At 60.1% G+C, this 24,984-nt stretch carries 20 protein-coding genes; 14 read left to right on the top strand and 6 right to left on the bottom strand.

Translation table 11 applies throughout. The annotated features are described in order from the left end of the window. Positions 1-106: 106 nt before the first annotated feature. The 9 genes from PA598K_RS20590 (at position 107) to PA598K_RS20550 (ending at position 10,512) form a co-directional block, all read left to right on the top strand. A complete protein-coding gene (locus PA598K_RS20590; RefSeq protein WP_128658769.1) occupies positions 107-598 on the top strand; it encodes a CYTH domain-containing protein in 492 nt (163 codons plus the stop codon). A gap of 117 nt (positions 599-715) precedes the next feature. Continuing rightward, positions 716-3,946, top strand: a complete 3,231-nt coding sequence (locus PA598K_RS20585) for a hybrid sensor histidine kinase/response regulator (RefSeq protein WP_128658768.1) — start codon at positions 716-718, stop codon at positions 3,944-3,946. A 49-nt stretch (positions 3,947-3,995) separates the two neighbouring features. Beyond that, positions 3,996-4,781: a Cof-type HAD-IIB family hydrolase gene (locus tag PA598K_RS20580; RefSeq protein ID WP_128658767.1), complete on the top strand. Its 786-nt coding sequence runs from the start codon at positions 3,996-3,998 to the stop codon at positions 4,779-4,781. Continuing rightward, positions 4,778-5,707, top strand: a complete 930-nt coding sequence (locus PA598K_RS20575; RefSeq protein ID WP_128658766.1) for an aminoglycoside phosphotransferase family protein — start codon at positions 4,778-4,780, stop codon at positions 5,705-5,707. The genes PA598K_RS20580 and PA598K_RS20575 overlap by 4 nt, the downstream gene beginning before the upstream one ends. 159 nt (positions 5,708-5,866) lie before the next feature. Continuing rightward, a complete protein-coding gene (locus PA598K_RS20570; protein ID WP_128658765.1) occupies positions 5,867-6,631 on the top strand; it encodes an NUDIX domain-containing protein in 765 nt (254 codons plus the stop codon). Positions 6,632-6,655: 24 nt separating this feature from the next. Then, entirely contained in the window at positions 6,656-7,459 is an 804-nt protein-coding gene (locus PA598K_RS20565; protein WP_128658764.1) for a ribose-phosphate pyrophosphokinase, read from the top strand. A 22-nt stretch (positions 7,460-7,481) separates the two neighbouring features. After that, entirely contained in the window at positions 7,482-8,975 is a 1,494-nt protein-coding gene (locus tag PA598K_RS20560) for a nicotinate phosphoribosyltransferase (protein ID WP_128658763.1), read from the top strand. Between the two features lie 21 nt (positions 8,976-8,996). Continuing rightward, positions 8,997-9,941, top strand: coding sequence for an ADP-ribosylglycohydrolase family protein (locus tag PA598K_RS20555; protein WP_128658762.1), 945 nt, complete (start codon positions 8,997-8,999; stop codon positions 9,939-9,941). A 16-nt stretch (positions 9,942-9,957) separates the two neighbouring features. Further along, positions 9,958-10,512 (top strand): STM3941 family protein, encoded by a 555-nt coding sequence (locus tag PA598K_RS20550; protein WP_128658761.1) that lies wholly within the window; start codon positions 9,958-9,960, stop codon positions 10,510-10,512. A gap of 19 nt (positions 10,513-10,531) precedes the next feature. Here the strand turns inward: PA598K_RS20550 and PA598K_RS20545 are convergent, their stop codons facing one another. After that, on the bottom strand, positions 10,532-11,761 hold the full coding sequence (locus tag PA598K_RS20545) for an aminopeptidase (protein ID WP_128658760.1): 1,230 nt from the start codon (positions 11,759-11,761) through the stop codon (positions 10,532-10,534). 115 nt (positions 11,762-11,876) lie between these two features. Between PA598K_RS20545 and PA598K_RS20540 the strand changes: the two genes are divergently transcribed. Then, positions 11,877-12,770, top strand: coding sequence for a radical SAM/SPASM domain-containing protein (locus PA598K_RS20540; RefSeq protein ID WP_128658759.1), 894 nt, complete (start codon positions 11,877-11,879; stop codon positions 12,768-12,770). Between the two features lie 132 nt (positions 12,771-12,902). On the opposite strand, the gene PA598K_RS20535 is transcribed toward PA598K_RS20540, so the two are convergent. Beyond that, entirely contained in the window at positions 12,903-13,226 is a 324-nt protein-coding gene (locus PA598K_RS20535; protein ID WP_128658758.1) for a hypothetical protein, read from the bottom strand. A 436-nt stretch (positions 13,227-13,662) separates the two neighbouring features. On the opposite strand from PA598K_RS20535, the gene PA598K_RS20530 reads away from it, so the two are divergent. Continuing rightward, complete coding sequence (locus tag PA598K_RS20530) at positions 13,663-14,892, top strand: MFS transporter (RefSeq protein ID WP_128658757.1); 1,230 nt, start codon at positions 13,663-13,665, stop codon at positions 14,890-14,892. A 97-nt stretch (positions 14,893-14,989) separates the two neighbouring features. Here PA598K_RS20530 and PA598K_RS20525 read toward each other — a convergent pair whose 3' ends face one another. The 4 genes from PA598K_RS20525 to PA598K_RS38105 all read right to left on the bottom strand — a co-directional run bounded on the left by PA598K_RS20525 (position 14,990) and on the right by PA598K_RS38105 (position 22,088). Beyond that, positions 14,990-17,647: a PAS domain S-box protein gene (locus tag PA598K_RS20525; RefSeq protein ID WP_128658756.1), complete on the bottom strand. Its 2,658-nt coding sequence runs from the start codon at positions 17,645-17,647 to the stop codon at positions 14,990-14,992. Positions 17,648-17,866: 219 nt separating this feature from the next. Next, the gene (locus PA598K_RS20520) at positions 17,867-18,961 is read right to left on the bottom strand and encodes a lactonase family protein (protein ID WP_128658755.1); all 1,095 of its coding nucleotides are present in this window, start codon (positions 18,959-18,961) and stop codon (positions 17,867-17,869) included. Then, a complete protein-coding gene (locus tag PA598K_RS20515) occupies positions 18,958-19,893 on the bottom strand; it encodes a DUF6999 family protein (protein WP_128658754.1) in 936 nt (311 codons plus the stop codon). Before PA598K_RS20515 ends, PA598K_RS20520 begins: the two co-directional genes overlap by 4 nt. Positions 19,894-19,913: 20 nt before the next feature. Next, positions 19,914-22,088 carry a 3-oxoacyl-[acyl-carrier-protein] synthase III C-terminal domain-containing protein gene (locus tag PA598K_RS38105; RefSeq protein ID WP_260405519.1) on the bottom strand — a complete coding sequence of 725 codons (2,175 nt, stop codon included), beginning with the start codon at positions 22,086-22,088 and terminating at the stop codon, positions 19,914-19,916. A gap of 200 nt (positions 22,089-22,288) precedes the next feature. On the opposite strand from PA598K_RS38105, the gene PA598K_RS20500 reads away from it, so the two are divergent. The 3 genes from PA598K_RS20500 (at position 22,289) to PA598K_RS20490 (ending at position 24,974) form a co-directional block, all read left to right on the top strand. Then, complete coding sequence (locus PA598K_RS20500) at positions 22,289-22,894, top strand: nitroreductase family protein (RefSeq protein ID WP_128658753.1); 606 nt, start codon at positions 22,289-22,291, stop codon at positions 22,892-22,894. A gap of 348 nt (positions 22,895-23,242) precedes the next feature. Beyond that, the gene (locus PA598K_RS20495) at positions 23,243-24,124 is read left to right on the top strand and encodes a carbohydrate ABC transporter permease (protein WP_128658752.1); all 882 of its coding nucleotides are present in this window, start codon (positions 23,243-23,245) and stop codon (positions 24,122-24,124) included. A 13-nt stretch (positions 24,125-24,137) separates the two neighbouring features. After that, on the top strand, positions 24,138-24,974 hold the full coding sequence (locus tag PA598K_RS20490) for a carbohydrate ABC transporter permease (protein WP_128658751.1): 837 nt from the start codon (positions 24,138-24,140) through the stop codon (positions 24,972-24,974). Positions 24,975-24,984 lie beyond the last annotated feature (10 nt).

The following is a 24,984-nucleotide window of genomic DNA, read 5'->3' as shown; positions in this document are numbered from 1 at the left end:
TTGCGTTCACGGGATCGATCTTCCGATCGTAGTCATCGAAGCGGTTGAAGATGTGGTATGATAGAGTGTGCAGAGCGAAACGACATAAGGGGCGATACATCCGATTATGGCACAAGAAATCGAACGCAAATGGCTGTTGGAGGCAGGCGAGCTGAACGTACCCGGCGAACTAAAGGTGATCCGCGAGCAGCGAATCGAACAGACGTATCTGGCGATCCACGAAGCCGAGGAGCTGCGGATCCGGGCGATTACCGATCTTGGCTCCGGCGAGGTCATACATACCCATACGTTCAAGCGAGGGTGGGGCATCGCGCGCGAGGAGGTCGAGTACACGATCTCCGAGGGCCTATACGATCAGATGATACGGCTCTCCGGGACGACGCCGCTCCTCAAGGTGCGAACGACAGCCGAGCTCGACGGACTGCATCTGGAGATCGATCGCTACGAGCAGCTCGACATGACCGTCGTCGAGGTTGAGTTCGGCAGCATGGCCGAGGCCGAGCGGTTCGAGCCGCCCGCCTGGTTTGGCCTCGACATTAGCACGAACCGCAGCTACAGCAACAAAAAAGTATGGCAGGATCTTAATCCAGGACGGTAAACGACGAGCAAAATTTGCCTTGGTCTGAAGGGACCAAGGCTCTTCTCTATGGCTTAATGTTCAACCTAACTTGCCGTGGAAACTCCTATCGTTCATACTAGGAGAAGAGAATCAGCTATGAAAGCAGATATAGGGGATGGGATGGAGTTGCGAGATTCGGCAGAGGCGGTCCATACGAGACGGTGGCAGACCATCGTCAAATACGGGGGCGTTTTTTTGTTGTTCCTCAGCGCGCTAGTCGGCGCGCGCTGGGCATGGACGCTAGCCTTCGAGACGGTGAAGGGGCCGCCAGCCGTGTCCGGCGTGCTGGATCTGAGAGGGCAGGGCGTGGAGTCTGCGCCGATCTTCCTCGATGGCGAGTGGAGCTTTTACCCGGGCGTATTGCTAAGCGGCGCAGGGACGCGACCAGAGCCGGCATTGGCGAGGGCGATCCAGGTGCCGGGCAACTGGAACGAGGCGGTGACAGGCGACGGCGGCGATTCCGCTTATGGCTATGGCACGTACCGGCTGCTGATCCGAACCGACCCGCTTGAGCGTCCGATAGCCTTGTGGCTCAACGGCATCGAAGCCTCGTCGGAGGTCGAGATCAATGGCGTCCCGGCAGGCGCAAGCGGACATCCGGCTGCGGACCCGGCCGAGTATACGCCGCTCAAAAAATCTTATCTAGCTTCGTACTATGAGGCAGGCGAGACGGAGCTGGAGGTGCTGATTCGCGTCGCCAACTTTGACAAGAAGCATCAGGGCGGAGTGCTGCAATCGATCCGTTACGGTCCGCAGGAGGTCATCGAGCGGATGAGGGGGCTGTCGATGCAATTTCAGGTCGGCATCTTCTTTATCCTGCTGCTGCATGGACTGTACGCCTGCATCCTGTTCCTGATCCATCAGGACCGGACGCTTCTATATATGGCGATGCTGGTCGGAGCGGTTGGCCTGCTCATCGTGAGCGGTTACGACCAGGTATTGCTGGACTGGCTGCCGTTAAACTATACATTGATCGCCAAGCTGCGGCTCATCCTTTTTTTGTGGCAAAATGCGCTGCTCTTGCTCATTTTCCGTCGACTGATCCAGGCGCCGGTTCGGCGCGTCGCGTTGCAGGCGTTGATCATCGGCGTGGGGGCAATGACCGCCTGCCTCCTGCTCGTTCCCGAATCCCTAGTGTTGGGCCCAGATATGAGGCAGGCCGTGTTTTTGCTCGGGCTCGTCCCGATTGTCTGGCTATTGCCAGTACTGGTGCGGATGATCGGCAAGCTGCGCAATGACCGGGACCTGTGGTTCCTGCTGCTGACCGCTTCCGGCTTCCTGGCGAATCTGGGCTGGCGGGGGCTGCAGAGCGGAGAAACCTACTCCGGTCTGTATTATCCGGTGGACGTGCTCGTGACGATCGTCGGATTTTCCACCTATTGGTTCAGCAAGTATTTCCGCAATGCTCGCGAAAATGCGCAGCTCAACGAAAAGCTGAAGCGCGAGGATGCGCTGAAGGATCAATTCCTGGCCAACACCTCGCATGAGCTGCGCACGCCGCTACACGGGATTATGAATATCGTGCAAGCGGTCGTCCATCGTCAGCAGCCGGACCGCGAGGGCAGGGAGGATCTGGAGCGCGTCATTCAGATCAGCCGGCGCATGTCGCATATGCTCGATAATCTGCTGGATATGGTCCGTCTGAAGGAGGAGAGAATCCGGCTGCATCGCGAGCGGCTCTCGATCCAGTCGATCCTCCCTGGCGTACTGGGGATGCTGCGGCTGATGCTGGAGGGCAAGTCGATCGAGCTGAGGATGGATGTCCCGGCGTCGCTACCGTCCGTGCTCGGCGATGAGGAGCGGCTCGTCCAGGTGTTGTACAACCTGGTGCACAATGCGATCAAATACACCGCGCAAGGCAGCATCACCGTATCGGCAGTCGAGGGGGGCGGCAACGTCCGCATCGAAGTGGCGGATACGGGCATAGGCATGGATGAAGCGACTCTGCAGCGCATCTTCTTGCCCTATGAGCAAGCCGAGGTCGGCAGGCGAGACGGGCGCGGACTGGGGCTTGGCCTCAGTATCTGCCAGCAGCTCGTCGAGCGGCATGGCGGCGAGCTGACCGTGCGCTCGAAGCCGGGAGAAGGCTCGGTGTTTGCCTTCGAGCTGCCTGTCGCCGAGGGGATCGAGTCGGCAGCGGAGGCGGCCGCAGGCTTGGCGGACGAGCGGCTGGCTGCCTGGGGAGGCGAGATACAGGCAGATCAGCTGGCGTATGGCGATATGGATGATCCTGCGGGGCAGACTGGCGATCTGAATAGCTTGTCCGAGGAGGAGCCCGAAGGGGGGCGCCTCCACATCCTGACGGTGGACGATGATCCGGTCAATCTCGGCGTCCTCTCGCGCATGCTCGGCGATCGTCTCTATGAGGTCAAGGGCGTCACCTCCGGGGAGGAGGCGCTGGCTCTTCTGGAGGGCGGGGGCTGGGATATGCTCATCACGGATGTGATGATGCCTGGCATGTCGGGCTATGAGCTGACCGAGCGGGTCCGCGAGCGGCATAGCGAGCTGGACCTGCCGGTGCTGCTGCTCACTGCGCGCGGGCAGCCTGCGGACATCTATACCGGATTCCGCGCGGGGGCCAATGACTATCTGACCAAGCCGGTCGATCCGGTCGAGCTGCGCTTCCGGGTGCGCGCGATCGCGGCGATCAAGCATGCGATGCAGGACCGACTCCGACTGGAAGCCGCCTACCTGCAAGCGCAGATCCAGCCCCATTTTCTGTTCAATACACTCAACAGCATCGCTTCGCTCATCCATATCGATACCGAGCGGATGGCGCTGATGATCGACGCCTTCGCCTCTTATCTGCGGATCAGCTTCGACTATCTCAATACGGGCGAGCTGGCGGTGCTCTCGCGCGAGCTGGAGCTGGTGGAGTCCTATCTGTACATCGAGAAGGAACGCTTCGGCAATCGCCTGACGATCGTCTGGGAGGTCGACGCCCGCATCGGCATCCTGCTGCCGCCGCTCTCGATCCAGCCGCTCGTAGAGAATGCCGTACGTCATGGCCTGCTCCGCAAGGCTGCTGGAGGGACGCTGCGGATCCGGGTCATCCGGGAGGCCGATGAGGTGCTCGTCGAGGTTGAGGATGACGGCGTCGGCATGGAGGAGCAGACGGTCCGACAATTGCTGGGCCCTACTCGCGGAGATCGAGCGGGCATCGGCGTAGCCAATACGCATCGCCGCTTGATCCAGCTCTACGGCAAGGGGCTGACGATTGTCAGCTCGGTCGGCAACGGGACGAAGGTGTCCTTTGCCATTCCGGGCGGTCAGGCAACGGATAGGATACCGCAGCAGCCGCAACAACATAACGATGAGGCGACATAAACATAAGGTGCGGCGATTCTGAATCAGGACAAGAGAGGAGACAGGATGGATGCGAGCGATCATACTCGATCTGGATGGCACATTGCTCAATTCGAGCAAGCAGGTGAGTCGCCGCGCAGAGGACGCAATCCTCTCCTGCGCCCGCAGCGGCATGCGGATCGTATTCGCTACGGCGCGGCCGCCGCGCACGGTGGCGCGTCTGCTGCCAGCGTCGCTGCGAGAGGCAGGGGCCTTCGTCTATTATAACGGCGCTCAGATCCACTGCCCGCATACTGACTTCGCGCATCACGAGGCGATCAATCCAGAGCTTGTCGCAGCGCTGATCGATCACTGTCTGGCCGTCGATCCGGATGCGGATCTCGGACTGGAGGTGCTGGATGTGTGGTATGCGCTCCGCGAGGTAGAGGAGCATGTGCGGATGAATGTGACCGGCGGGCCGATCGTCCAGAGTCTGGAGGAGCTGAAGCGGCATGCGGCGACCAAGGTACTGGTGTCGGGGTACGCGTCGGTCGAGGCGCTGCTCGCGGCATTCGGGGAGCGACTGAGCATCGTCGTCACTGATCAGGGGACGCTCGTACAGATCGCTTCGGCTCAGGTGTCCAAGGAAGCGGGCGTCCGCATGCTATGCAAGCGCTATGGCATCGCGATGGCGGATACGCTCGTGTTCGGCGACGATTACAATGATCTGGGGCTGTTCCGCGTCTGCGGCTGGCCAGTCGCGATGGGCAATGCGGTGCCGGAGCTGAAGCAGGCCGCGCGCGAGGTAACGGCTACTAACGATGAGGACGGCGTCGCGCTCGTCCTGGAACGGTGGATTGGAGGAGAGGTACAGTGAGAGAAGAAGAGGAACTGGCTTTGGTGCTGCGAGAGGACGAGCAGCTGGGCGCGATTGAAGGCTGGTCGCGGATCGCCAAGGGCTACTCCGGCGATCGGCTCTATGTCGGCAGCTGCGAAGGCAGGCAGTGTCTGCTGCGCATCTATGACGGGGAGCGGCAGGCGGCCAAGCAAGCCGAGTACGAGCATCTGCAGCACTTCGCGACGCGCGGCATCCGGTGTCCCGAGCCGCTCAAGCTGGCGATGACGGGAGATCGTCAGGTCGGCTATATGCTGGCGACATTTATCCCGGGCGAGGATGGCGAGACGGCGCTGTCGCAGCTGTCGACCGAGGCGCAATATGCTGCCGGACTGGCTGCTGGCAGCGAGCTCCGGCTGCTCCATCAGCTGGCGGCGCCGCCGGAGTGGCCCGACTGGCACGAAGCCAAGACGGCCAAGCATCGCAGATATGTCGAGCAGTATCGGATCTGCGGCGTCAGGCTGCCGGGCGATGAAGCAGTACTCGCTTATATCGAGCGTAACCTGGATGCGATGAGAGATCGGCCCAATCTGTTCCAGCATGACGACTACCACCCCGGCAACCTGGTTTTTCGGGATGGCGCATTCGCCGGCGTCGTCGATTTCGGCCGCTGGGATTGGGGCGATCCGGTGCACGAATTTCTGAAGGTTGGCATGTTCACCGTAGAGACGAGCATCCCGTTCGCGATCGGCCAGATTCGCGGCTATCATGACGGGCGGGAGCCGGACGCGGCGTTCTGGCGGCTCTACGCGCTCTATATGGCGATGGCGGTCGTCTCCTCCGTCGCTTGGGTCGTGCGCTTCCACCCGCAGGAGACGGACGAGATGCTGGTCCGTCTGGGCCGTGTGCTGGACGATCACCGTGGCTTCGAGCTGGAGCGGCCAACGTGGGCAGACATTGTCTTCTGATTGGAATAACGCGCAGTATGCGCGCTTATCGCAGTACAGGACTTTCTGGCTATGCCAGAGGGCTCCTGTACTATTTTTTTGGCGCGGTGTTGACAGTATGAAATTAAATATGTCATAATGACAATATCAAAAAGAGAAAGCGAGGCGCACGTCGTACCTATGATCGAGAATGAAACGAACTACTCGACCGCCAACTACCGCACGCCGGACGGCGCGCCGTCGGACATCGTCATCTTCACGATCCTCTCCGAGGAACGCGTCGGAGCCAAAAAAACGTTGCCGCTCCGCGAGCTGTATGTACTGCTGATCCGTCGCAACATCTGGCCGTTCGAAGGCTGCTGGGCGCTGCCGGGCGGCTTCACCCGAGAGGGCGAGACCGTCCATGCTTGCGCAAGGCGCGAGCTGGAGGAGGAGACGGGTGTCGCCGATGTCCACCTGTCCTATATGAACGTCTACAGCGAGCCGGGGCGCGACCCGAGGGGGTGGATGATCTCGCACGCCTTCCTGGCGCTGGTCCGCGAGGAGAGGCTGCGCGAACGGCGGGCAGCCGCCGACGCCTCTCAGGTACAGCTCTTCAAGGTGGAAGAGGCGCTGGCGATGGAGCTGGCATTCGATCACGGCCGCATCCTCCGGGACGCGCTGGCAGCGGTGCGGCGCCAGATGCTGACGACGACGATCGCTCGCGAGTTCCTCCCCGAGGAATTCACGATCAGCGAGCTGTACCAGGTCATCCAGACCGTCGTGCCGGAGTTCGCCGAGCGCAACTTCATCCGCAAGATTACCTCGACCCGCAGCCGCGAGGGGCTGATCGAGGAGGTCCGGGACAGTCGGGGCGAGCTGAAGCAGACCAATAAATATTCGCAGCGCGCAGCGCAGCTGTACCGTTTCACCGGGATGGAGCCGGGGTTATCCATTTATAGCTGACCAATAGTAAAGGGAGTGAGCACAATGTTGAAGCTGAACGGGCAAGAAATCGCCATGCGCACCTTCCCCAACGGGGAGACGCTGCTCGGCGGCGAGCAGGTGCTGGCGGCAGCAACGGAGGACAATGTCATCGTCTGGAAGTACGAGGACGACAGCGATCTGATCAAGCTGATGTTCCTGAAGCGATATCTCGACGAACGCGGATATCGGACATCGCTGACGATCGCCTATATGCCCTATAGCCGGATGGACCGAGTGGAGGGCGCTTCCGCCTTTACGCTCAAGTATACCGCAGAGTTCATCAACCGTCTGCAATTCGCCAGCGTCCAGGTGATCGAGCCGCATTCCGATGTAACGACCGCGTTGCTGGACCGCTGCGTCGCCAGCTACCCGACGTTGTCGCTGCTGGAGGATGTGATGGCCAGGGTTGGCTTCGACGGCGAGCGCGACGCGCTGTTCTTCCCGGATGCGGGCGCGCAGAAGCGGTACAGCAAGCTGCGCGGCTATCGCGAGCTGGTCGGCTTCAAGGTACGGGACTTCCAGAGCGGCCAGATCCAGCGTCTCGATGTGGTCGGCGAGCCAGCGGGGCCGGACTTCAAGGCGATCATCGTCGACGACCTCTGCTCCTACGGCGGCACGTTCCTGCTGAGCGCGGAGAAGCTGAAGGCGCTCGGCGCCTCCGAGATCTACCTGCTGGTCGCCCACTGCGAGCGCTCGATATACGACGGCAAGCTGCTTGCCAGCGGCCTCGTCGATCGCGTATTTACGACCGACACGATCCTGAGCGAGCCGGGGCATGAGCGGATTCACATCTACCCGATTATCTAATTACAATTAGGGAGGAATTAAAATGAGCGAAAAATATATCTATCCTGCGACGCTGCTGTGCGACTTTTATAAGGTGAGCCACAAAAATCAATACCCGCAAGGCACGGAGCTGGTCTACTCGACCTGGACGGCTCGCACGAGCCGCCTCGAGGGCGTCGATGAGGTTGTAGCCTTCGGCTTCCAGGCGTTCGTGAAGGAGTATCTGATCGATTACTTCAACGACAACTTCTTCGCCAGAACGCGCGAGGAGGTCGCCGCCGAGTACAAGCGGGTGCTGAAGCATGCGCTCGGGATCGCCGACCCGGATGCGTCGCATATCGAGGCGCTGCACGACCTCGGCTATCTGCCGGTCAAGGTGAAGGCGATTAAGGAAGGGACGCGCGTGCCGATCAAGGTGCCGATGCTGACGATCGAGAACACGAAGCCGGAGTTTTTCTGGGTGACCAACTATCTCGAGACGCTCATGTCGTGCGAGCTATGGATGCCGGCGACGAGCGCGACGATTGCTTACGAGTATCGCAAAATTTTGGAAAGCTATGCGCTGCGCACCAACGGCGATACCTCAGGCGTGCCGTTCCAGGGCCATGACTTCTCGATGCGCGGCATGGCGTCGCTGGATGCCTCGAAGGCCTCGGGCGCAGGCCATCTGATCTCGTTTACCGGCACAGACTCGATCCCGTCGATCCTCTACGTCGAGGAGTTCTACAACGGCAACATGGAGCAGGAGCTGATCGGCAGCTCGATCCCGGCCACCGAGCACAGCGTCATGTGCGCCCACGGCACAGACGAGATGACGTCGTACCGTTATCTGATCAATGAAGTGTATCCGAATGGCTTCGTCTCGATCGTCTCGGATACGTGGGATCTGTGGAAGGTGATCGACGAGGTGGTGCGCGGACTGAAGGACGATATCATGGGCCGCGACGGCCGCGTCGTCATCCGGCCCGACAGCGGCGACCCGGTGAAGATCATTTGCGGCGATCCCGACGCGACGGATGAGCGGGTGCGCAAGGGCGTCATCGAGCTGCTGTGGGACATCTTCGGCGGCACGGTGACCGAGAAGGGCTACAAGCAGCTCGACAGCCATATCGGCGCAATCTACGGCGAGGCGATCACGCTGCAGCGCTGCCGGGAGATCTGCGAGCGTCTGGAGGCCAAGGGCTTCGCTTCGACCAATATGGTGTACGGCATCGGCTCGTTTACGTACCAGTACAATACGCGCGATACCTTCGGCTACGCGCTGAAGTCGACGTTTACGATGATCAACGGCGAGGAGCGCAAGATCTACAAGGATCCGAAGACCGACAGCAACAACTTCAAGAAGTCGCAGACCGGCCTCGTCCATGTGTACGAGGAGGAGGGCGTCATCCGCGCCGAGGACAATCTGGGCGTAGCGTCGTACGAGGCTCGCGCCGACAAGGATCTGCTGGAGGTTATCTTCGAGGACGGCAAGCTGCTGCGCAACGAGCGGTTCGCCGACATCCGGGCGCGGCTGCTGGCCGGGCTGCAAGCGTAAGAGAGAGGGAGGCGAGGGAGGATGAATCAACTGCAAGCGATCCGCGGCGGGCTGCTCGGCCTCGCCATCGGCGACGCGCTGGGCGTGCCGGTCGAGTTCCGACCGCGCGCCGAGCTGCGAGAGCGTCCGGTGCGGGAGATGCGGGGCTACGGCACGCATCATCAGCCGCCCGGCACTTGGTCCGACGATGCGGCGCTGACGTTCTGTCTCGCCGACAGTCTGTGTGGCGGCTTCGACATCGAGCGGATCGCCGCCGCCTCGCTTCGCTGGTACGAGGAGGGCTGGTGGTCGCCGCATGGCGAGGTGTTCGACATCGGCATCGCGACCCGGCAGGCGCTGACGCGGCTGCGCGAGCAAGGGGTGCCCGCCGAGCAGGCAGGGCTGGCTGACGAGTATAGCAACGGCAACGGCTCTCTCATGCGAATCCTGCCGTTAGTCTATCTGCTGCGAGGTCAGCCTCTCCGGCACAAGGAGCCGTATGTCCGTGCCGTCTCCTCGATCACGCATAGCCATCCCCGCTCGATCCTCGGCTGTCTGATCTATGTCGAGCTGGCGGATCATCTGCTGCAAGGGCATCCGCCGCTGGAGAGCTACCGGCGGATGCAAGCGTCCGTCACGGAGCTGTGCTGGGACGAACCGGAGCTCGCGACGTATCGCCGCCTGCTCGCAGAGGACATCCGCGAGCGGAGCGAGGCGGAGATCGCCTCCTCGGGTTATGTCGTGCATACGCTGGAAGCGGCGCTCTGGTGCCTGCTGACGAGCGAGAGCTACGAAGAGACAGTGCTGAAGGCCGTGAATCTGGGCGAGGATACAGATACGACCGGCGCTGTGGCGGGCGGTCTGGCCGGCCTGTGGTATGGTGCGGATGCGATTCCGGGGGACTGGCTGGCCGCGGTCGTCCGCCGCGCGGACATCGAGTCGCTGTCCGGGAGGCTGTCGGAGCAGCTTGGCAGTTCAGTACTGTAAGGAGGAAGGAGAGGAGATGAGCCAACGTTTGCATGGTGCTCCTATTGTTGAATATCCGGACCGGAAGCGAATGTTTCTGTTCGCGTTCGGTTCGCTTGTTTTTGTGTTGATTGGCGGATGGATGATCGTCTCGGGCGTTCGGGGGGAGGAGCCGCTGCTGATTGCTGTTATCGGCCTGGCGGCGGTACTCTTGTTTGGCCTGGCTTTGCTCTTCTACCTTTACCATCTGGTGAAGCGTCAGCCTACGCTGCGGGTGGATGAGGAAGGGCTGCTGGACACCTCGAGCCTGATCGCAGCAGGGCGTATTTCGTGGGGGGAGATCAGCGAGGTGCGGTTGTATACTTATCACGGCGAGAGATTCATCGGCATCAATCTACACGATCCCGACGGTTATCTGGTCAGACAGGGATGGCTCATCCGGCTGTTTATGCGATGGAACAAAAGGCTGGTGGAGGCGCATGTCAATATCGCCCAGACCGGCATCGCTACGCCGCTCCACGTCCTCTACGAGGAAGTGAGGCGGCGATGGTTGCAAGCGACGCATGCGGCGGAAGGCAAGGCGTCCGACTAGACATGCCCTAGAACGTCATCTAGAATGCCCAGTTGCCCTGACGGAAGACAGGCTCGCGGGTACCGTCGGCGAGGATGCCGTCGATGTCCATATCGGCCGAGCCGATCATGAAATCGACATGGGTCAGGCTGTCGTTCAGCCCTTGCGCCTCCAGCTCCTCCTGGCTCATCGTCTTGCCGCCCTCGAGACAGAAGGCGTAGCCCTTGCCGATCGCCAGATGGTTGGACGCATTCTCGTCGAACAGCGTGTTGAAGAAGACGAGTCCGCTCTGCGAGATCGGCGAGCTATGCGGCACGAGTGCGACCTCGCCGAGATACTGCGAGCCCTCATCGGTCTCGACGAGTCCCTTGAGTGTGTCGGCGCCTTGATCGGCATCGTAGGAGGCGATCTTGCCGTCCTGGAAGGTGATCCGGATATTCTCGATCAGGTTGCCGCCGTAGCTGAGCGGCTTCGTGCTGGTGACGGTGCCGTTGACGCCGGTCTTGAGCGGCGCGGTGAATACCTCCTCGGTCGGCATGTTGGCGATGAACAGGCTGCCCTGGGCGTTGTGGCTGCCGGCGCTTACCCACAGATGGGCGGGCGGCAGCTCGATCGTCAGATCGGTGCCCGGCGCGGTGTAGTGCAGCGCTTTATACTTGCGCTCGTTGAGCCGGGCCGCCTTGCTGTCGAGCAGGTCGGTATGGTCTCGCCATGCTTGTACCGGATCGTCGAGATCGATGCGCGTCGCGCGGAAGATCGCGTCCCAGAGCCGATCGACTCGCTCCGCCTCCGGCGCCTCGGGGAATACCTTGTCCGCCCATACCTGCGAAGGGACGGCGACGATCGACCAGCTCACCTTGTCGGACATCGTATAGGTGCGGAATGGCTGCATCGCCTTGCCCGCGGCAATATTGGCCGACTTGATCCGCTTCGGATCGATGCCCTGGAGCAGGTCCGGATTGGCGGCGATGACCGAGAGGAAGGCGGCGTTGTCCGCAGCCAGCGCTTCCCAGCCGTCGGCCCGCCACTGCGGGAAGTAATCGAACGAGTCGTCCGGCGCCAGCTCATAGCGGGTCCGCGTCACCTCATCGTCATTCCACTCGACATGGACGTAGCTGGCTCCGGCCTCGTACGCCCGCTTCACGACGAGCCGCACATAAGGCGCGGCGACGAGCGAGGCGCTGACGACCAGCTTTTGTCCCGGCTGCACATTGACGCCGACCTCTACGGCCAGCGCCGCATACTTCGCTAATTTCTCCTGGAAACTCATCGTATATCCCTCCATCGATTGGCGCATGCGCCATAGGTTCGTATGTATCTCCTGATGCTACAGCTTATTATATCGCAGTATCCCGGCTAAGCCAAAGCATGCTATAATCGTACGTATGAGAAAACTGAAGAAATGCTATATCGAAATTACGAGCGTCTGCAATCTTGCCTGCACGTTCTGTCCGCCCACCCAGCGGCAAAAAACATTCCTGTCAGTGGACGACTTCCGCATGCGGCTCGAGCAGATCCAGGGCTACGCCGATTCGATCTACCTGCATGTCAAGGGCGAGCCGCTGCTCCATCCGAAGCTCGATCAACTGCTGGACATCAGCCACGAATACGGGATCAAGGTCAATATTACGACCAACGGCACGCTGATCGCCAAAAACCGCCACAAGTTGCTCGGCAAGCCGGCGCTGCGGCAGATCAACTTCTCGCTGCACAGCTTCGACGGCCATCCGGGCTCGCAGGACAAGGCAGGCTATCTCGCCGATATCCTCGACTTTACGAGAGAGGCTATAGCGACGAGCAAGCTATTTATCTCTTATCGGCTGTGGAATCTTACGACGGATAACCAGACCAATCTGGAGCGCGAGCGCAATCGGGAGCTGCTGGCGATGATCGAGACGGCCTTTGCGCTGCCGTATCGGATCGAAGAGCGGTTCGAGCGCGGCCAGGGGCTCAAGATCGCCAAGCAGGTGTATCTCAATCAGGATCATGAGTTCGAGTGGCCATCGATGGACGCCCCCGAGGACGACGGACGGGGCTTTTGCTACGGATTGCGCACGCAGGCGGCGATCCTCGCCAACGGCACCGTCGTGCCTTGCTGTCTCGATGGGGAGGGTGTGATCGACCTCGGTCGTCTGGGCGAGCAATCGTTCGGCGAGATCTTGTCGGGGGAGCGGGCAACCCGGATTGTCGAGGGCTTCTCGAGACGGGAGGCGGTGGAGGAACTGTGCCGCCGCTGCGGCTACCGCCGTCGCTTTGGCATGGAGCAGGACATATCCTAGAGGCGGAGAGGCATTGCCCCCGCACGCACAAACGCTGCAGTATCGGATAACCGATGCTGCAGCGTTTTGTGCTTTCATCTATAAGAGCTTGCATAGATAGTGTGCTGAAGACTCGTTGGTATGATGCGGCTATTAAGGCGTCGTCGAATCGCCTTCAGTTGCTGGCGCGTCATCCGGATCTGTCAGCGTGCCGTCATCAGCATCCGTGTCGGCATCGGCATCCGTGTCGGTCGCGTCGTCAGACGGGAGCGGATCGCTTGTCACCGGATCGTTCGTTGCCGGATCGTTGGTGGCTGGATCATTGGTAGCCGGATCGTTGGCTGGCGTGTTCACATCGACATTGGTATCGGCCGGCGGCGGAGTGGCTGGATCGTTATTTGCGTTGTTGCCGCAGCCAGCGCCGACGAGCATGATGGACAAGGCGAGGATAAAAAGACCCGTTTTTGTTTTAGACATGTACAAGACCTCCGTTTTGTTTGTGTTTTTCATATGATTTTTGTCGATTCTAGGATGATTTTAGTACAATAATGCGCCGTTACTTTTGTTTCCCCTCCTTTCGCTTGCCCTTAATCTAACCTTGTAATCTGAAAATAAACTTAAAATGAAATTAAAAACCCATTAAATGAGAGTATTCTAAGACCCGTTTTCCATACTAAGTGTTTTCTCATTTTTCGATTTTTCGTGGAGGTCGGTACCGGAAGCATCACAAACCCCGGTTAACGCCAGGATTCGATCGGCCGCTGACATGCCATGCAGCTTAAGGGGCGTTCCTGCACGGAAGCGCGCAATTGCGACCGAATGCTGGGCAGTCCGTCGGTCGCCCCGCTGCAGCGGAGTCCGATATAATAGATGGATATGGATACGTTCCAGGGAAGGATAGGTGTAGCCGGAATTGGAACCATGGAAACGAACGCTTTGGATTCTCTGGGGCGGCGTACTGCTCTGCAGTGCGAGCTACACGATGGCTGTGCCGTTTCTGCCGTTATTTCTATTCGATCTTGGGGTGGAGGAGGACGCGGTCAATCTGTGGGCCGGGGCGGTGCATTCCTCGGCTTTTTTGGTCGGCGCCGTGATGGCGCCGTTGTGGGGATCGCTGGCTGACAAGTACGGCAAGCGCAAGATGGTGATCCGGGCGGGCCTGTCGCTAGCGGTCATCTACGCGCTGATCGGCCTCGTGCAGACGCCCTGGCAGTTGATCGTCGTCCGCATGCTGCATGGGCTGGTCGGCGGCTTCGTCCCCGCCTCGATGGCGATCGTCGCTTCCGCCGCTCCCGGCGCCAAGCTCGGCTGGAGCCTTGGGATGATGCAGGCCGGGACGATGACGGGCGGCATCCTGGGACCGCTGATGGGCGGACTGCTGTCGCTCTGGTTCGGCCAGCGACTGTCCTTTGTCGTCGCAGCAGCGCTCATCCTGCTGGCCACGCTAGCGGTCATCGTCTGGGTGCGGGAGGGGAACGCGCCGTCTGCTAAGGCCAAGGAGAGCAAGCTATGGCGTGATGTAAAGGAGGCGCTGCAGGATGGCCTGCTGACCCGGATGCTATTGTTGCTGCTCGTCTTCCAGCTCTCGCTGAACATGATCCAGCCGCTGCTGACGCTGCATATCGCCGAGCTGCAGGGCGAGCTGACCGGCGCCGTGCTGACGTCAGGGCTCGTATTCGCCTTGATCGGCGTCGCCGGCATCCTCGCCTCGCCGTTCTGGGGAAGAATGGGCGAGCAGCGCGGGTACGGCCGGGTACTGACGTTTTGCTTGCTTGTCTCGGGTGTGGTGATTTCGACGCAGTATTTCGTCCACGAGCTATGGGTATTTACGGCGGTGCAGTTTGTGTTCGGACTGTTCATGGCCGGCATCGTGCCGAACATCAACACGCTGGTCGTCCAGCATACGAGCGAATCGTTCCGCGGCCGCTCCTTTGGCCTGACGACCAGCGCCAACCAGTTCGGCGCGATGATCGGGCCGCTGATTGGTGGCGGACTCGGGTTTTTCCTCGATATCCGCTGGATCTTCGTGACGACGGGGCTGATCATGGCCGCTGCGGCCTTGTCGATGCTCTCGCGACGCCGCAGAGGCGCGGAGGATGGCAGTAAGCCCGGTCGGCGGCAGGAGCAAGGACAGGGGGCGTAGAGCGCAAGAGATGTTAACTCCGAGCAATCAAAGAGCCTCCAACGCCGATATTGGTGTTGAAGGCTCTTTTGGCTGCGCCCGTCAGAGCGTTCGCGCTTCAGCTCTCGTCGATTCCAGGAGCATCGGCAGTCTGGGCCAGACGGACCGGCAGGTTCAACGTAAAGGTGGAGCCGACATGCTCGGTGCTCTCCACGGCGATCGTGCCGCCCATCAGCTCGACGATTTTTTTGCAGATCGCCAGACCTAGCCCAGTCCCGCCGTATAGCCGGTTGATGGCGGGATGGAGCTGGGAGAAGGAGATGAACAACTGATCGAGCTTCTCCTCCGGGATGCCGATCCCGGCGTCCTGAACGGTCAGTGTCAGCATAGCATGCTGCTCCTCGGCAAACGGTTCGATATCCGCGAATACGGAGACGACGCCGCGTTCCGAGAATTTGACGGCATTACCGATCAGGTTGACCAGCAGCTGACGAAGCCTCGCGCTGTCGCTCAAGAGAAGGCTGGGGATCGTCGACGGAATCGAGGTCGTCATCGTCAGTCCCTTCTCCCGGGCTCGCGCCTCGAACAGCTGCATGGAGCCGCGGATCACCTCGCGGATGTCGACAGGCTCCTCCTCAAGCTTCATCTTGCCGGCCTCCATCTTGCTGAAGTCCAGAATCTCGTTGAGGATGCGGAGCAACGTTCCGCTGCTCTCGTAGATAACGCGCGTATAGTGCTGTTGTTCGTCTGTAAGCTGCGTCTCCCGAAGCAGCTCGGTCATGCCGACGATGCCGTTCATCGGCGTGCGCAGCTCATGGCTGATGATGGCCAGGAACTCCGACTTGGCCTGATCTGCTAGTTCGGCCGACTCCTTGGCCCGGATAATCTCGCGCTCGCCGGTCTTGTCACGGAAGACGACGACGGCGCCCTTGCGCTCGCCCTTGTCGTAGATCGGCGTAACTTGATAATCGACGAGCATGCTCGTCCCGTCGGCCCGCCAGAAGACAGCCTCCTCGCGTCCCCTCGCTTGACCGTCCAGGAGCGTCTCGCGCACAGGCGATATCTCCGGCGAGCGCTGCAGGCCGTCTGGCGTCTGGAATAGCTGCTCGAAGTGCGGGTTGCTCAGCCATTGGCTGGAGGTATAGCCGAGCATAGCCGCGCCTGCCGGGTTGATGAACATCGACTTGCCCTCGGCGTCGACGCCGAAGATCCCCTCGGAGACGGAGTTCAGGATGAGGGTGTGCTCGTAGCTCAGCTTCTCGATCTGCTCCAGATGCCGCTTGCGCTGTGTAATGTCGCTGGAGATGCCGAAGACGCCGACGATCCGGTCATTGACGACGATCGGCACGTTGGTGACGCTAATATCGACCAGATGGCCCTCCTTGTGGATGATCGAGATCTCATAGTTCTGCGGGTAGCCTTCGCGCGCCAGATTAAAGTGATGCAGCGTCTTCTCCATATCCTTCTCCGGCACGATCGGGCCGAAGTACATGCCGGTAAGCTCTTCGATCGTATAGCCTGTCAAGATCTCCATGCTGGCATTGGCCGTCAGGTAGGTTCCGCCAAGATCCATGGAGTAGACGCTCGCCGGATTGTATTCAAACAGCGATTTGTAACGCTGCTCGCTTTCCTTGAGCTTTTCCTCCATCAGCCGTTGCTGGGTAATGTCCTGGGCGACGCCGATCAGCTGCATCGGCTGGCCTTGTTCGTTATGGAAGGCTTCCCAGCGCATGTGAAGATACGCGATCGATTGGTCGTCATGGACCACCCGGAACGTCGAGGATTGCCCGGTGCCATCGGTTGCCGAGGCGCAGAACGCCTGCATGACGCCGTCGATATCGTCCGGATGGATACGCCCGATCAGGACGTACGGATCGGCTTCCTCCGGAAGTGAGGCAACGCCGAAAATATGGCGGATTTCCTCGGAAAAATTAAGCCGCCGATTTTGCAGATCGTAATCCCAGGCGCCGATTCGAGCGATCCGTTGCGCTTCGGAAAAGGTAAGATCATTTTTTTTTCGCTCCGTGACGTTGCGCCCGATCGAGATCACCTTCTCGATGTTGTCGTTGTCGTCCCTGAGCAGCTGGAAGGAGGTCTCGAACCAGAGGTAATGGCCGTCCTTGTGCCGGATGCGACGCGTGAACGTCTCGGTTTCCGAGAACAGCTTGAGCGGGTTGCTCATCTCCTGGGCGTCGTCAGGGTGATAAAACGCTTTGCGATTGCTGCGCAGCATCTCCTCCTCCTCGTAGCCGAGCAATGTTGTTACCGAAGGGGAGATGAATTCGATCGTGCCGTCAGGACGGCTGATCGACAGCAGATCGGTTGTGTGCTGCGTGATCAGCTTGTAAAGCTTTTGATTTTCGAGCAGCTTCTTTTCCTGAGCTTTTTTGTCGGTGATATTGACATACTGGATCATCAGACAATCCCCGTACTCCTCGCCCGGACACTGGATGAGCGAGATGTGCAGCGCGCACCATACGATACGCCCGCTGCGATGGATAAATCGCAGCTCCAGCTCATGCACCGGCATAGTTTGCCTGGAACGCAGCAGGTCATTGTATACTTCGCGGCAATCCAGCTTGCCAACGTCGTTAGGATGAGTAATCAGGGGGCAGCTGAGCTGCAACAGCTCTTCCTCGGTATAGCCCAGCATATTGCACAGATAATGATTGGCAGATTGCCAGCTGCCGTCCTCGAGGCTGACGAGAGCAATACCGATGGGCGCATAATTATACATTTGCTCATATAAGGTAGCTTGTCGAGGCTGATTAATCATGGGATGCGCCTCCTTAACTTATAGTCGATGGTGAAGATGCGTCCATGTCATCATCGGATGGCTATGCTTCATTACCCATTTTACACAGGATGTAAAAGGGCCGCCAGATAGAAAATTTGACCGCCGTCAGGTCGTGCTGACGGGCACAGGCAAAAGCCCGCGCAAGCCTGTCCCATAAGGGACGGCGGCGCGGGCTGCAAGAAATAGGGGCGCTGTGAATCAATGCGAGGTCAGCAGCGTGACAAACTGGATGCAGACGGGCTTGGAGACGGTCAGCTCGATCCCGGCAGGACTCAGCCTGCCGCTCGCTTCATCGCGTCGGAACGTGACGATGTGATTGCCGTCCCGGTTGGCGACGAGCACATGCCGACCATCCGGCGAGAGCGCGAAATTGCGCGGATGCCCGCCGAGCGTCGAGACGATCTCGACGAGCGAGAGCTCTCCCGTCTCAGCGGAGATCGCATAGACTGCGAGGCTGTCATGGCCGCGGTTGGAGCCGTAGAGGAAGCGGCCGTCCGGCGAGATGTGGATATCTGCGCAGCCATTCTCGCCATCGAAGCCCTCGGGCAGCGTCGAGACGGTCTGGAGCGCGGTCAGTTCGCCCCGCTCCTCATCGAAGCCAAAGGCGGTGATCGTGCCGTTCAGCTCATGGATGACATAGCCGTAGGGGAGCGACGGATGAAAGACGAAATGCCGTGGCCCGGAGCCCGGAGCGACGGACACTTCCTGGTGGAGCTCCAGACGGTAGCGCTCCGTATCGAGCTTGTAGACGAATACTTTGTCCAGGCCGAGGTCGGACGCGACCGCCCACCGATTGGTGCGGTCTACGAATACCGAGTGAACACGCGCCTGGCTCTGGGCGGGATGGACGCTCTTGCCTTCGTGGCGATGCTGGTCGGCCGATGGTCCGACCGAGCCGTCCTCCAGCACCGGCGAGAGGCCGAGCAGGCCGCCATGGTAGCTCGAGACGATCAGGCAACGGCCGGCTCGGTCCAGCTCGACATGACAGGTCGGCGCAGGGAGAGACTCCTCCTTGTTGATGAGGCTCAGCTGCGCTTGTACGGGATCGAGGCGGAATGCCGACAGATAACCCTTCCGTTGACCGGAAGGGTCGGTTTGCTCGCTAATCGCGTATACGGTCAGCTTGTCGCCGTCGATGGCGGCGAAGGTTGGATTCTGCAGTCCGCTAATCGCTTGCAGCTGGCGCAGGCTGCCGCTGGCCGCGTCGTATTCGCACAGATAGAGACCAGGGTCTGCGGCATCGGCATACGAGCCGATGACCGCCAAGGTTTTGTGTTCGGGCATGCTAGTCATGCGTTGAGCTCAGCTCCTTCGTGTGATGATCCAGGTACAGTCGAGACGGCCTCCGCCTGACGCAGCAGCTGGCGCTTCTTGTCCGCGAGCATGGCATGCAGCTGCTCGGTCGCCAGCCCGTGCAGGACGAGCCGGTAGCCAGCCTGCAGCGTGATCAGCGGCACCATCGGATGCTTGTTGTTGACCAGCGCCAGCCGCTCCGGCTCGCCGACGATCGTCGCGGCATAGATGCCGATGATCTCGTCGAGCTGCAGCGAGTTGGAGGCGCGCCAGAAGTCATTGTCGCTGAGGAAGAGCTGGTAGATCGGCGTAAAAAACTCGATCGCCGTCACCAGGTCGATCCGGTTGGTCCAGCGTCGGGGCAAGGTCTCGAACGGATACGGGTCCAGCGAGATGGCGTCCATGTTCAGCTGCTCCTGCCGGGTGATCTGCAGATTTTTGGTCTTCAGCTCTTTGTTAAGATTGATGATGAAGTTGTAGATGTTCAGATCGTGGGTGAGGAACAAGTCGTCCTTTACATCTTCGAGCTGGTACGGCTTCAGCGGATTGAGCTTGACGTCGACGCCAGGGACATTGTCCCGGATAAACTGCAGCACCTCGCTGCCGAGGATGAAGTGGCGCAGGATCATCATGTTCGCCTCCGGCGTGACGAACGTCTTCAGTCCCCAGTGCAGGATGCGATGCAGCACCTTCGAGGAGGTAAAGCTGTTCGGCAGAATGGTGCGGAACAGCTTGATCCCGATGATCGACAGCCTGGCGAACGGGCGCAGGAGCGGCAGCAGGAACTGCCGCGACTTGCGGGACGAATCCTTCAGGAACGCCGCTTTGGCTTCTTCGTTAAACGCAATGCTGCGATCGAGGAAGACGGCCAAAAACGGGTTCGGGTCCTTCGGGTTGTGCTCCATCTCATAAAAGTAGTCCGGCGTAGACATTACGCTTCCCTCCCATCATACTAATCATTATCCAGTTCTTCAAGCTGCAACACATAGAGGCGCGCGGTTACCTTGGCGGTCTTGACGATGCGGCGGGCGATCTCCTCGGTGAGCATCTCCGACTGGATGCCCGTCTCCAGACGCTCAAAGTGATTGACGTCGCTCTCGCTGTGATAGAGCAGGAACGAGACGTGCTCGTCGGGCAGTTGAAGCTGCGCCTGGATCTGCTCGCCCCAATAACGCGCCATCCGGCAGCCGAGGCCTTCGATGATCCACATGGCGCCGAGCAGGTCGAACGGGTTTTCGCGGCTGGCGCGGTGGAACATGTAGGCCGAGAGCGCCTCGCTGCCGATATTCTTCTCGCCGCTGTTGATCCGTTTGGCCGAGCCGCCGACGGCCAGATAGTTGCGCTCGAGGATCTGATAGTCCTTGTGCTCGTCGCTGGCGTGCGAGATAAAGGCCGACCGCAGGTCGATCCGGTCGATCGAGATATTGGAGGCGGCCCGAGCGATCCATTGGGAGCCGTCGACGACCTGCTGGCGGATGTTGTAGAGCAGCCGCAGGTAATCCTCGAGCGTGAAGCGGCCCCGATTCAGCTTGTCGATAATCGGCACCCGGTTCAACGTCTTCTCGAAGTCGATCCATACCTGGACGAGCTGTCGGACGAGCCAGTGCTGCAGCGAATTGCTCGCATCGTAGCGAAGCTCCGGGGCGGCCGGCTCGCGGAGCAGCGGCGCTTCGAGCGGCGGCAGCGTCTGCGCGCGCGGACCGGCGTGCAGCGGCTGATCCGGCAAGCTGACAGCCGCGGCGTCGGGGTCTGGATGGGCGTCTGTGGTAGCGCCCCGATTCGCAGACGCGGCGTCGGAGCCGATCGGTGCGTCAGGCGTGGCGATATTTGCCGATGAGCCGGGATCGCTCGCCAGATCTGCAGCGTCCTGTGAAGCAGCCGATGTGCCAGCAGTGCTCGCAGCGTTCATTGCGCTAGCAGCAGCATGGGGCATCGTCTCGCATTCGACGGGCAGCTCGGCGTGATCATCTGCATCGACGACAGTCAGGTACATGAAGGTCGTCAGGAAGCGACCGCTCTCCGGCACCATGCACAGGATGCGCTCCCCGCGCGAAAGCTTGCCGCCAGCGAGCAACTCCTCCAGCATGATGAAGATCGAGGCGGAGCCGGTGTTCCCCTTGCTATAGAGATTGGTGAACCACTTCTCCTCCGGGATCGACGCGCCGCCCAGCTCCAGCAGACGGAATACCTCGCTGCGGAAGAAGTGGGAGGAGTAATGGCAAGCCATCCAGCTGATGTCCGCCGGATCGAGCTTGCCTTCGTCGACGAGCGCGAAGAAGTCGCGCACGCCGAGCTTCGGCATCTCGTTGACGAGCCGGATATCCTGCTTCATATTAATCGCGCCAGCATCGGCGGCTTCACGATAGGTCGGGTAATCTAGCCAGCTTTTGTCCATATGGCCGTCCATCGTCTTGTTGGCTCCCGCATACATGCAAGTGTCATAGTCGCTCGCATAGGAGCGAATGTCGATCCACTCGATGCGCAGCGACAGGCCGCGTCGCGCCGGCTGGCGCTGCAGCAGCATCGCTCCAGCGCCGTCGGAGAGCATGAACCGCAGGAAGTCGGTGTCGAACGGGATCTTGCCGCTGTCCTTCCAGATCTGCTGGTCCTCATAACGACTGCTCTTAAAGATGCGGCTCGGGAATTCGCTGGCGCAGGCAAGCGCATGCTGCTTGCCGCCTGCCTTCACCTGGAGGTAGGCCGAGCGGATCGCGGCGACGCCGCTGCCGCAGACGCCGTGCAGATTGGCGATCTCCATGACCGGCAGCCGGGCGGCGGCCTGGACCATGCTGGCGAAGCCCGGGATGATCAGTTCGCTATGCGTCGTCGCCGTCGCGAGATAGTCGATATCCGCATGCTGCACGGAGGAACGGCCGATCGTCTCATGGATGGCGCGCGCCGCCATATCGGTGTTGCTGTACACCGTATTTTGCGACTTGTCGATCGCGTAGTAACGGGTGCGGATGCCGTTCTCCTTCAAGATCCGGGACTTGGTGCGCGACGGCTTGCCGCCGATGCGGCCGAGATAGTCCTCCATCTCCTCGTTGCCGACGGGCTCGCCGGGCAGGAAGGCGCCGATGGACGTAATATAGACAGGGCGTTCATCATAACGTTTCGTGGAATTCATGACGATCACATCCTCTGGTAGATTGGGTAATATTACGTAAGCATTCGCTTGGTTGATGACCCTTATATTACCGTGATTCGCACATACTCGACAGACCTAAGTTTTCCTGGTACCCCATGGGAGGGGGCGAGTCGACAACGGTCGGGAGGTATGGTACATTGGGGCAAATGACATACGATACGCAAGGGAGATGAGCAACAATGGAACTGTTCGAAGCGATCCGCTCGCGCCGCAGCATCGGCCGAGTCAAGCAGGAGCCGGTGTCAAGAGAGACGATCCTGGAGCTGCTGGAGGCGGCGAACTGGGCGCCTAGCCACCATGCGACGGAGCCGTGGTCCTTTATCGTCATGACAGGCGAGGGCCGGGGACGGCTCGGCGACGGCTATGCCGCAGTGGTCCGGGCGGAGCTGACTAGTGCGGCTGGAGACGGCGCTCCGTCGCTGACGGAGGAGGAGCTGGCCGAGATCGAGGCGCGCGCTGCCAAGGCGCATGCCAAGGCATATCGCGCGCCTGTCGTGATCGCCGTCGTGTGCAAGCCGTCCAAGCTGGACAAGGTGATTCGCATCGAGGAGTTGGCCGCCGCTCACGCTGCCACTCAGAATCTGCTGCTGGCAGCGCATGCGCGCGGCCTTGCATCGATCTGGCGCTCGGGCGAGCCGATGTATCATCCGCTTATGAAGGAAACATTCGAGCTGGATACGGACGACGAGATCGTAGGCCTGATCTACCTCGGCTATCCGGAGATCCCGCTACACCAGGGCAAGCGCGGGCCATTAACGGACAAGATCGTCTGGCTGGAGAGCTAATAGTAGCGCAAGAAAGTTTCGCTCTAGCGTTGCCGTGGGCGGGGAATCGGAGCCTTAACGCAAAACTTTCGTTCTAGCCCCAGCGTGTTTCCGCCGCCATCGGCTCCCCATGCAAATGCCGCGCTCCGAGCGCGGCATAGCCATCAGCGTTAGTCGTTAGTGTAGCCCTTCTAAACAAACAGACCGCCTTCCCGACCCGGAGGCGGTTTGTTTGCGTTGCGCCGTGTCGCCAAAAACAAAAAGTGATTTTGACCCCTCTGCCGAGTCGGTTTCTCTATCCTGTCTGCACTTGCGGTTCCTTTATAATGAGGGCAATCGAAGTAAACAAGAGACGGGGGAGCGATTCCGATGCGCAAAACGATTCATGCCTACATCTTCACCTTTCCGAGCATCTTTCTGACGCTCACGCTCGGCGTCTATCCGATATTTTGGGCGCTGCGGTATATGTTTTTTGACTACCAGGGCTTCGGCGAAGCCCGCTTCATCGGGCTCGAGAACTTCGCGCGGGTCGGCCGCGATGCGCAGTTCTGGGCTTCGGTGTGGAATACGTTCGTCTATACAGGAGGCAAGCTGATCCTGACGCTGCCGATGTCGCTTATCCTGGCCGTCATCCTGAACCGCGCGCTGCGCGGGCGGCAGCTGCTGCGCTCGGTCTATTTCCTGCCGACGATCTTCAGCGCCTCGGTTATGTCGATCGTGTTTTACATTGTCTTCAATTCGTACAACGGTATCATCAACCAGTTCCTGATGAAAATGGGACTGGGCTCGCTGGACTGGCTCGGGGCCAAGTATGCGATGCTGACGGTCATCCTGATCGCCGCCTGGGGCGCGGTCGGCAACTATATGCTGTTGTTCCTGGCCGGTCTGCAGAACATCCCGGACGATGTGTACGAGGCGGCCTCGCTCGATGGCGTCAATCCGCTGCAGCGTCTATGGTACATCACGATGCCGATGCTCGGTCCCGTCATGCAGATGATCATCATGCTGGCGATTACGACCTCGCTCAAAGGCTATGAGAGCATCATGGTGCTCACCGAGGGCGGTCCGTTCGGCAAGACGGAGGTTATGTTCCTCTATCTGTACAAGCTGTTCTTCCCGCTCGTCTCCGATAGCGCCAGCGTGCAGAACATCGGCTACGGCAGCGCGGTTGGCTTTACCTCGGCGCTTATCGTAGGTCTCATCACCTTTATTTATTTCAAAATTTCCAAGAAGCTCAGCAACACATACTAAGGAGGTAATGTCCATGCTTGGTTCCCGTTTGCTCTCCCGTTCGGTACTGTGGGCATTCCTGCTCATCACGGCCTTTCTGATGCTGTTCCCGATCCTGATCGCAGTGCTCGGCTCCTTCAAGACCAATCTGGAGGTGACGACCGGCGCGACGCTGCTGCCCTCGAGCTGGCAATTTCAGAACTACGCCCACGCCTGGACGAAGGCCAACTTCGCCCAGTTTACCTGGAACAGCATCTTCACGAGTGTATTCGTCACGCTAGGCACGTTGCTGATCACAGCGATGGCCGCCTATGCGGTCGACCGGGTCGACTTTAAGGGCAAGCGCTTCTACATCGTGCTGCAATCGATGACGTTGTTCATCTCGATTGGCGCGGTCGTGCTGAAGCCGCAATTTGACCTGATGGTTGCCTTAAACTTGCAAACGACGCTGTGGGGTGTCATTATTATTCTCATTAGCGCGCATGCGACGGCCTTTTTCATGATGATCGGCTTTTTCAAAGGCATCCCGCGCGAGCTCGACGAAGCGGCGCTGATCGACGGCTGCAATTTTTACTCGATTTTCTGGCGCATCATCCTGCCGCTGCTCAAGCCGGCGCTTGGCGTCGTCGCCTTGTTCACCTTCCGCGGCGCTTGGAATGAGTACATCCTGCCGCTCGTCTTTTCGATGTCGCGCCCGGATCTGCAGACGCTGCCGGTCGGTCTGGCCAATCTGCGCTACGGCTTTGGCGCCGCCTCCGAAAATCAATACTTGCTCGCTGGCGCGTGCATCTCGATCCTGCCGATGCTGATCGTCTACATCTTGGCCAATCGCTCCTTCATGCAGGTCAACGTAGGCGCAGTAAAAGGCTAGCTAGCGGATG

Source organism: Paenibacillus sp. 598K, from assembly GCF_003851045.1.
Taxonomy (GTDB): domain Bacteria; phylum Bacillota; class Bacilli; order Paenibacillales; family Paenibacillaceae; genus Paenibacillus_D.
Note: the sequence above shows the minus strand (reverse complement) of the source record. Positions and strands in the feature narration are given on the sequence as shown.

Coding starts and splice junctions, on each gene's coding strand:
- PA598K_RS20590 (WP_128658769.1), top strand. CDS start 107: ATGGCACAAGAAATCGAACGCAAATGGCTGTTGGAGGCAGGCGAGCTG.
- PA598K_RS20585 (WP_128658768.1), top strand. CDS start 716: ATGAAAGCAGATATAGGGGATGGGATGGAGTTGCGAGATTCGGCAGAG.
- PA598K_RS20580 (WP_128658767.1), top strand. CDS start 3,996: ATGCGAGCGATCATACTCGATCTGGATGGCACATTGCTCAATTCGAGC.
- PA598K_RS20570 (WP_128658765.1), top strand. CDS start 5,867: ATGATCGAGAATGAAACGAACTACTCGACCGCCAACTACCGCACGCCG.
- PA598K_RS20565 (WP_128658764.1), top strand. CDS start 6,656: ATGTTGAAGCTGAACGGGCAAGAAATCGCCATGCGCACCTTCCCCAAC.
- PA598K_RS20560 (WP_128658763.1), top strand. CDS start 7,482: ATGAGCGAAAAATATATCTATCCTGCGACGCTGCTGTGCGACTTTTAT.
- PA598K_RS20555 (WP_128658762.1), top strand. CDS start 8,997: ATGAATCAACTGCAAGCGATCCGCGGCGGGCTGCTCGGCCTCGCCATC.
- PA598K_RS20550 (WP_128658761.1), top strand. CDS start 9,958: ATGAGCCAACGTTTGCATGGTGCTCCTATTGTTGAATATCCGGACCGG.
- PA598K_RS20545 (WP_128658760.1), bottom strand. CDS start 11,761: ATGAGTTTCCAGGAGAAATTAGCGAAGTATGCGGCGCTGGCCGTAGAG.
- PA598K_RS20540 (WP_128658759.1), top strand. CDS start 11,877: ATGAGAAAACTGAAGAAATGCTATATCGAAATTACGAGCGTCTGCAAT.
- PA598K_RS20535 (WP_128658758.1), bottom strand. CDS start 13,226: ATGTCTAAAACAAAAACGGGTCTTTTTATCCTCGCCTTGTCCATCATG.
- PA598K_RS20525 (WP_128658756.1), bottom strand. CDS start 17,647: ATGATTAATCAGCCTCGACAAGCTACCTTATATGAGCAAATGTATAAT.
- PA598K_RS20520 (WP_128658755.1), bottom strand. CDS start 18,961: ATGACTAGCATGCCCGAACACAAAACCTTGGCGGTCATCGGCTCGTAT.
- PA598K_RS20515 (WP_128658754.1), bottom strand. CDS start 19,893: ATGTCTACGCCGGACTACTTTTATGAGATGGAGCACAACCCGAAGGAC.
- PA598K_RS38105 (WP_260405519.1), bottom strand. CDS start 22,088: ATGAATTCCACGAAACGTTATGATGAACGCCCTGTCTATATTACGTCC.
- PA598K_RS20500 (WP_128658753.1), top strand. CDS start 22,289: ATGGAACTGTTCGAAGCGATCCGCTCGCGCCGCAGCATCGGCCGAGTC.
- PA598K_RS20495 (WP_128658752.1), top strand. CDS start 23,243: ATGCGCAAAACGATTCATGCCTACATCTTCACCTTTCCGAGCATCTTT.
- PA598K_RS20490 (WP_128658751.1), top strand. CDS start 24,138: ATGCTTGGTTCCCGTTTGCTCTCCCGTTCGGTACTGTGGGCATTCCTG.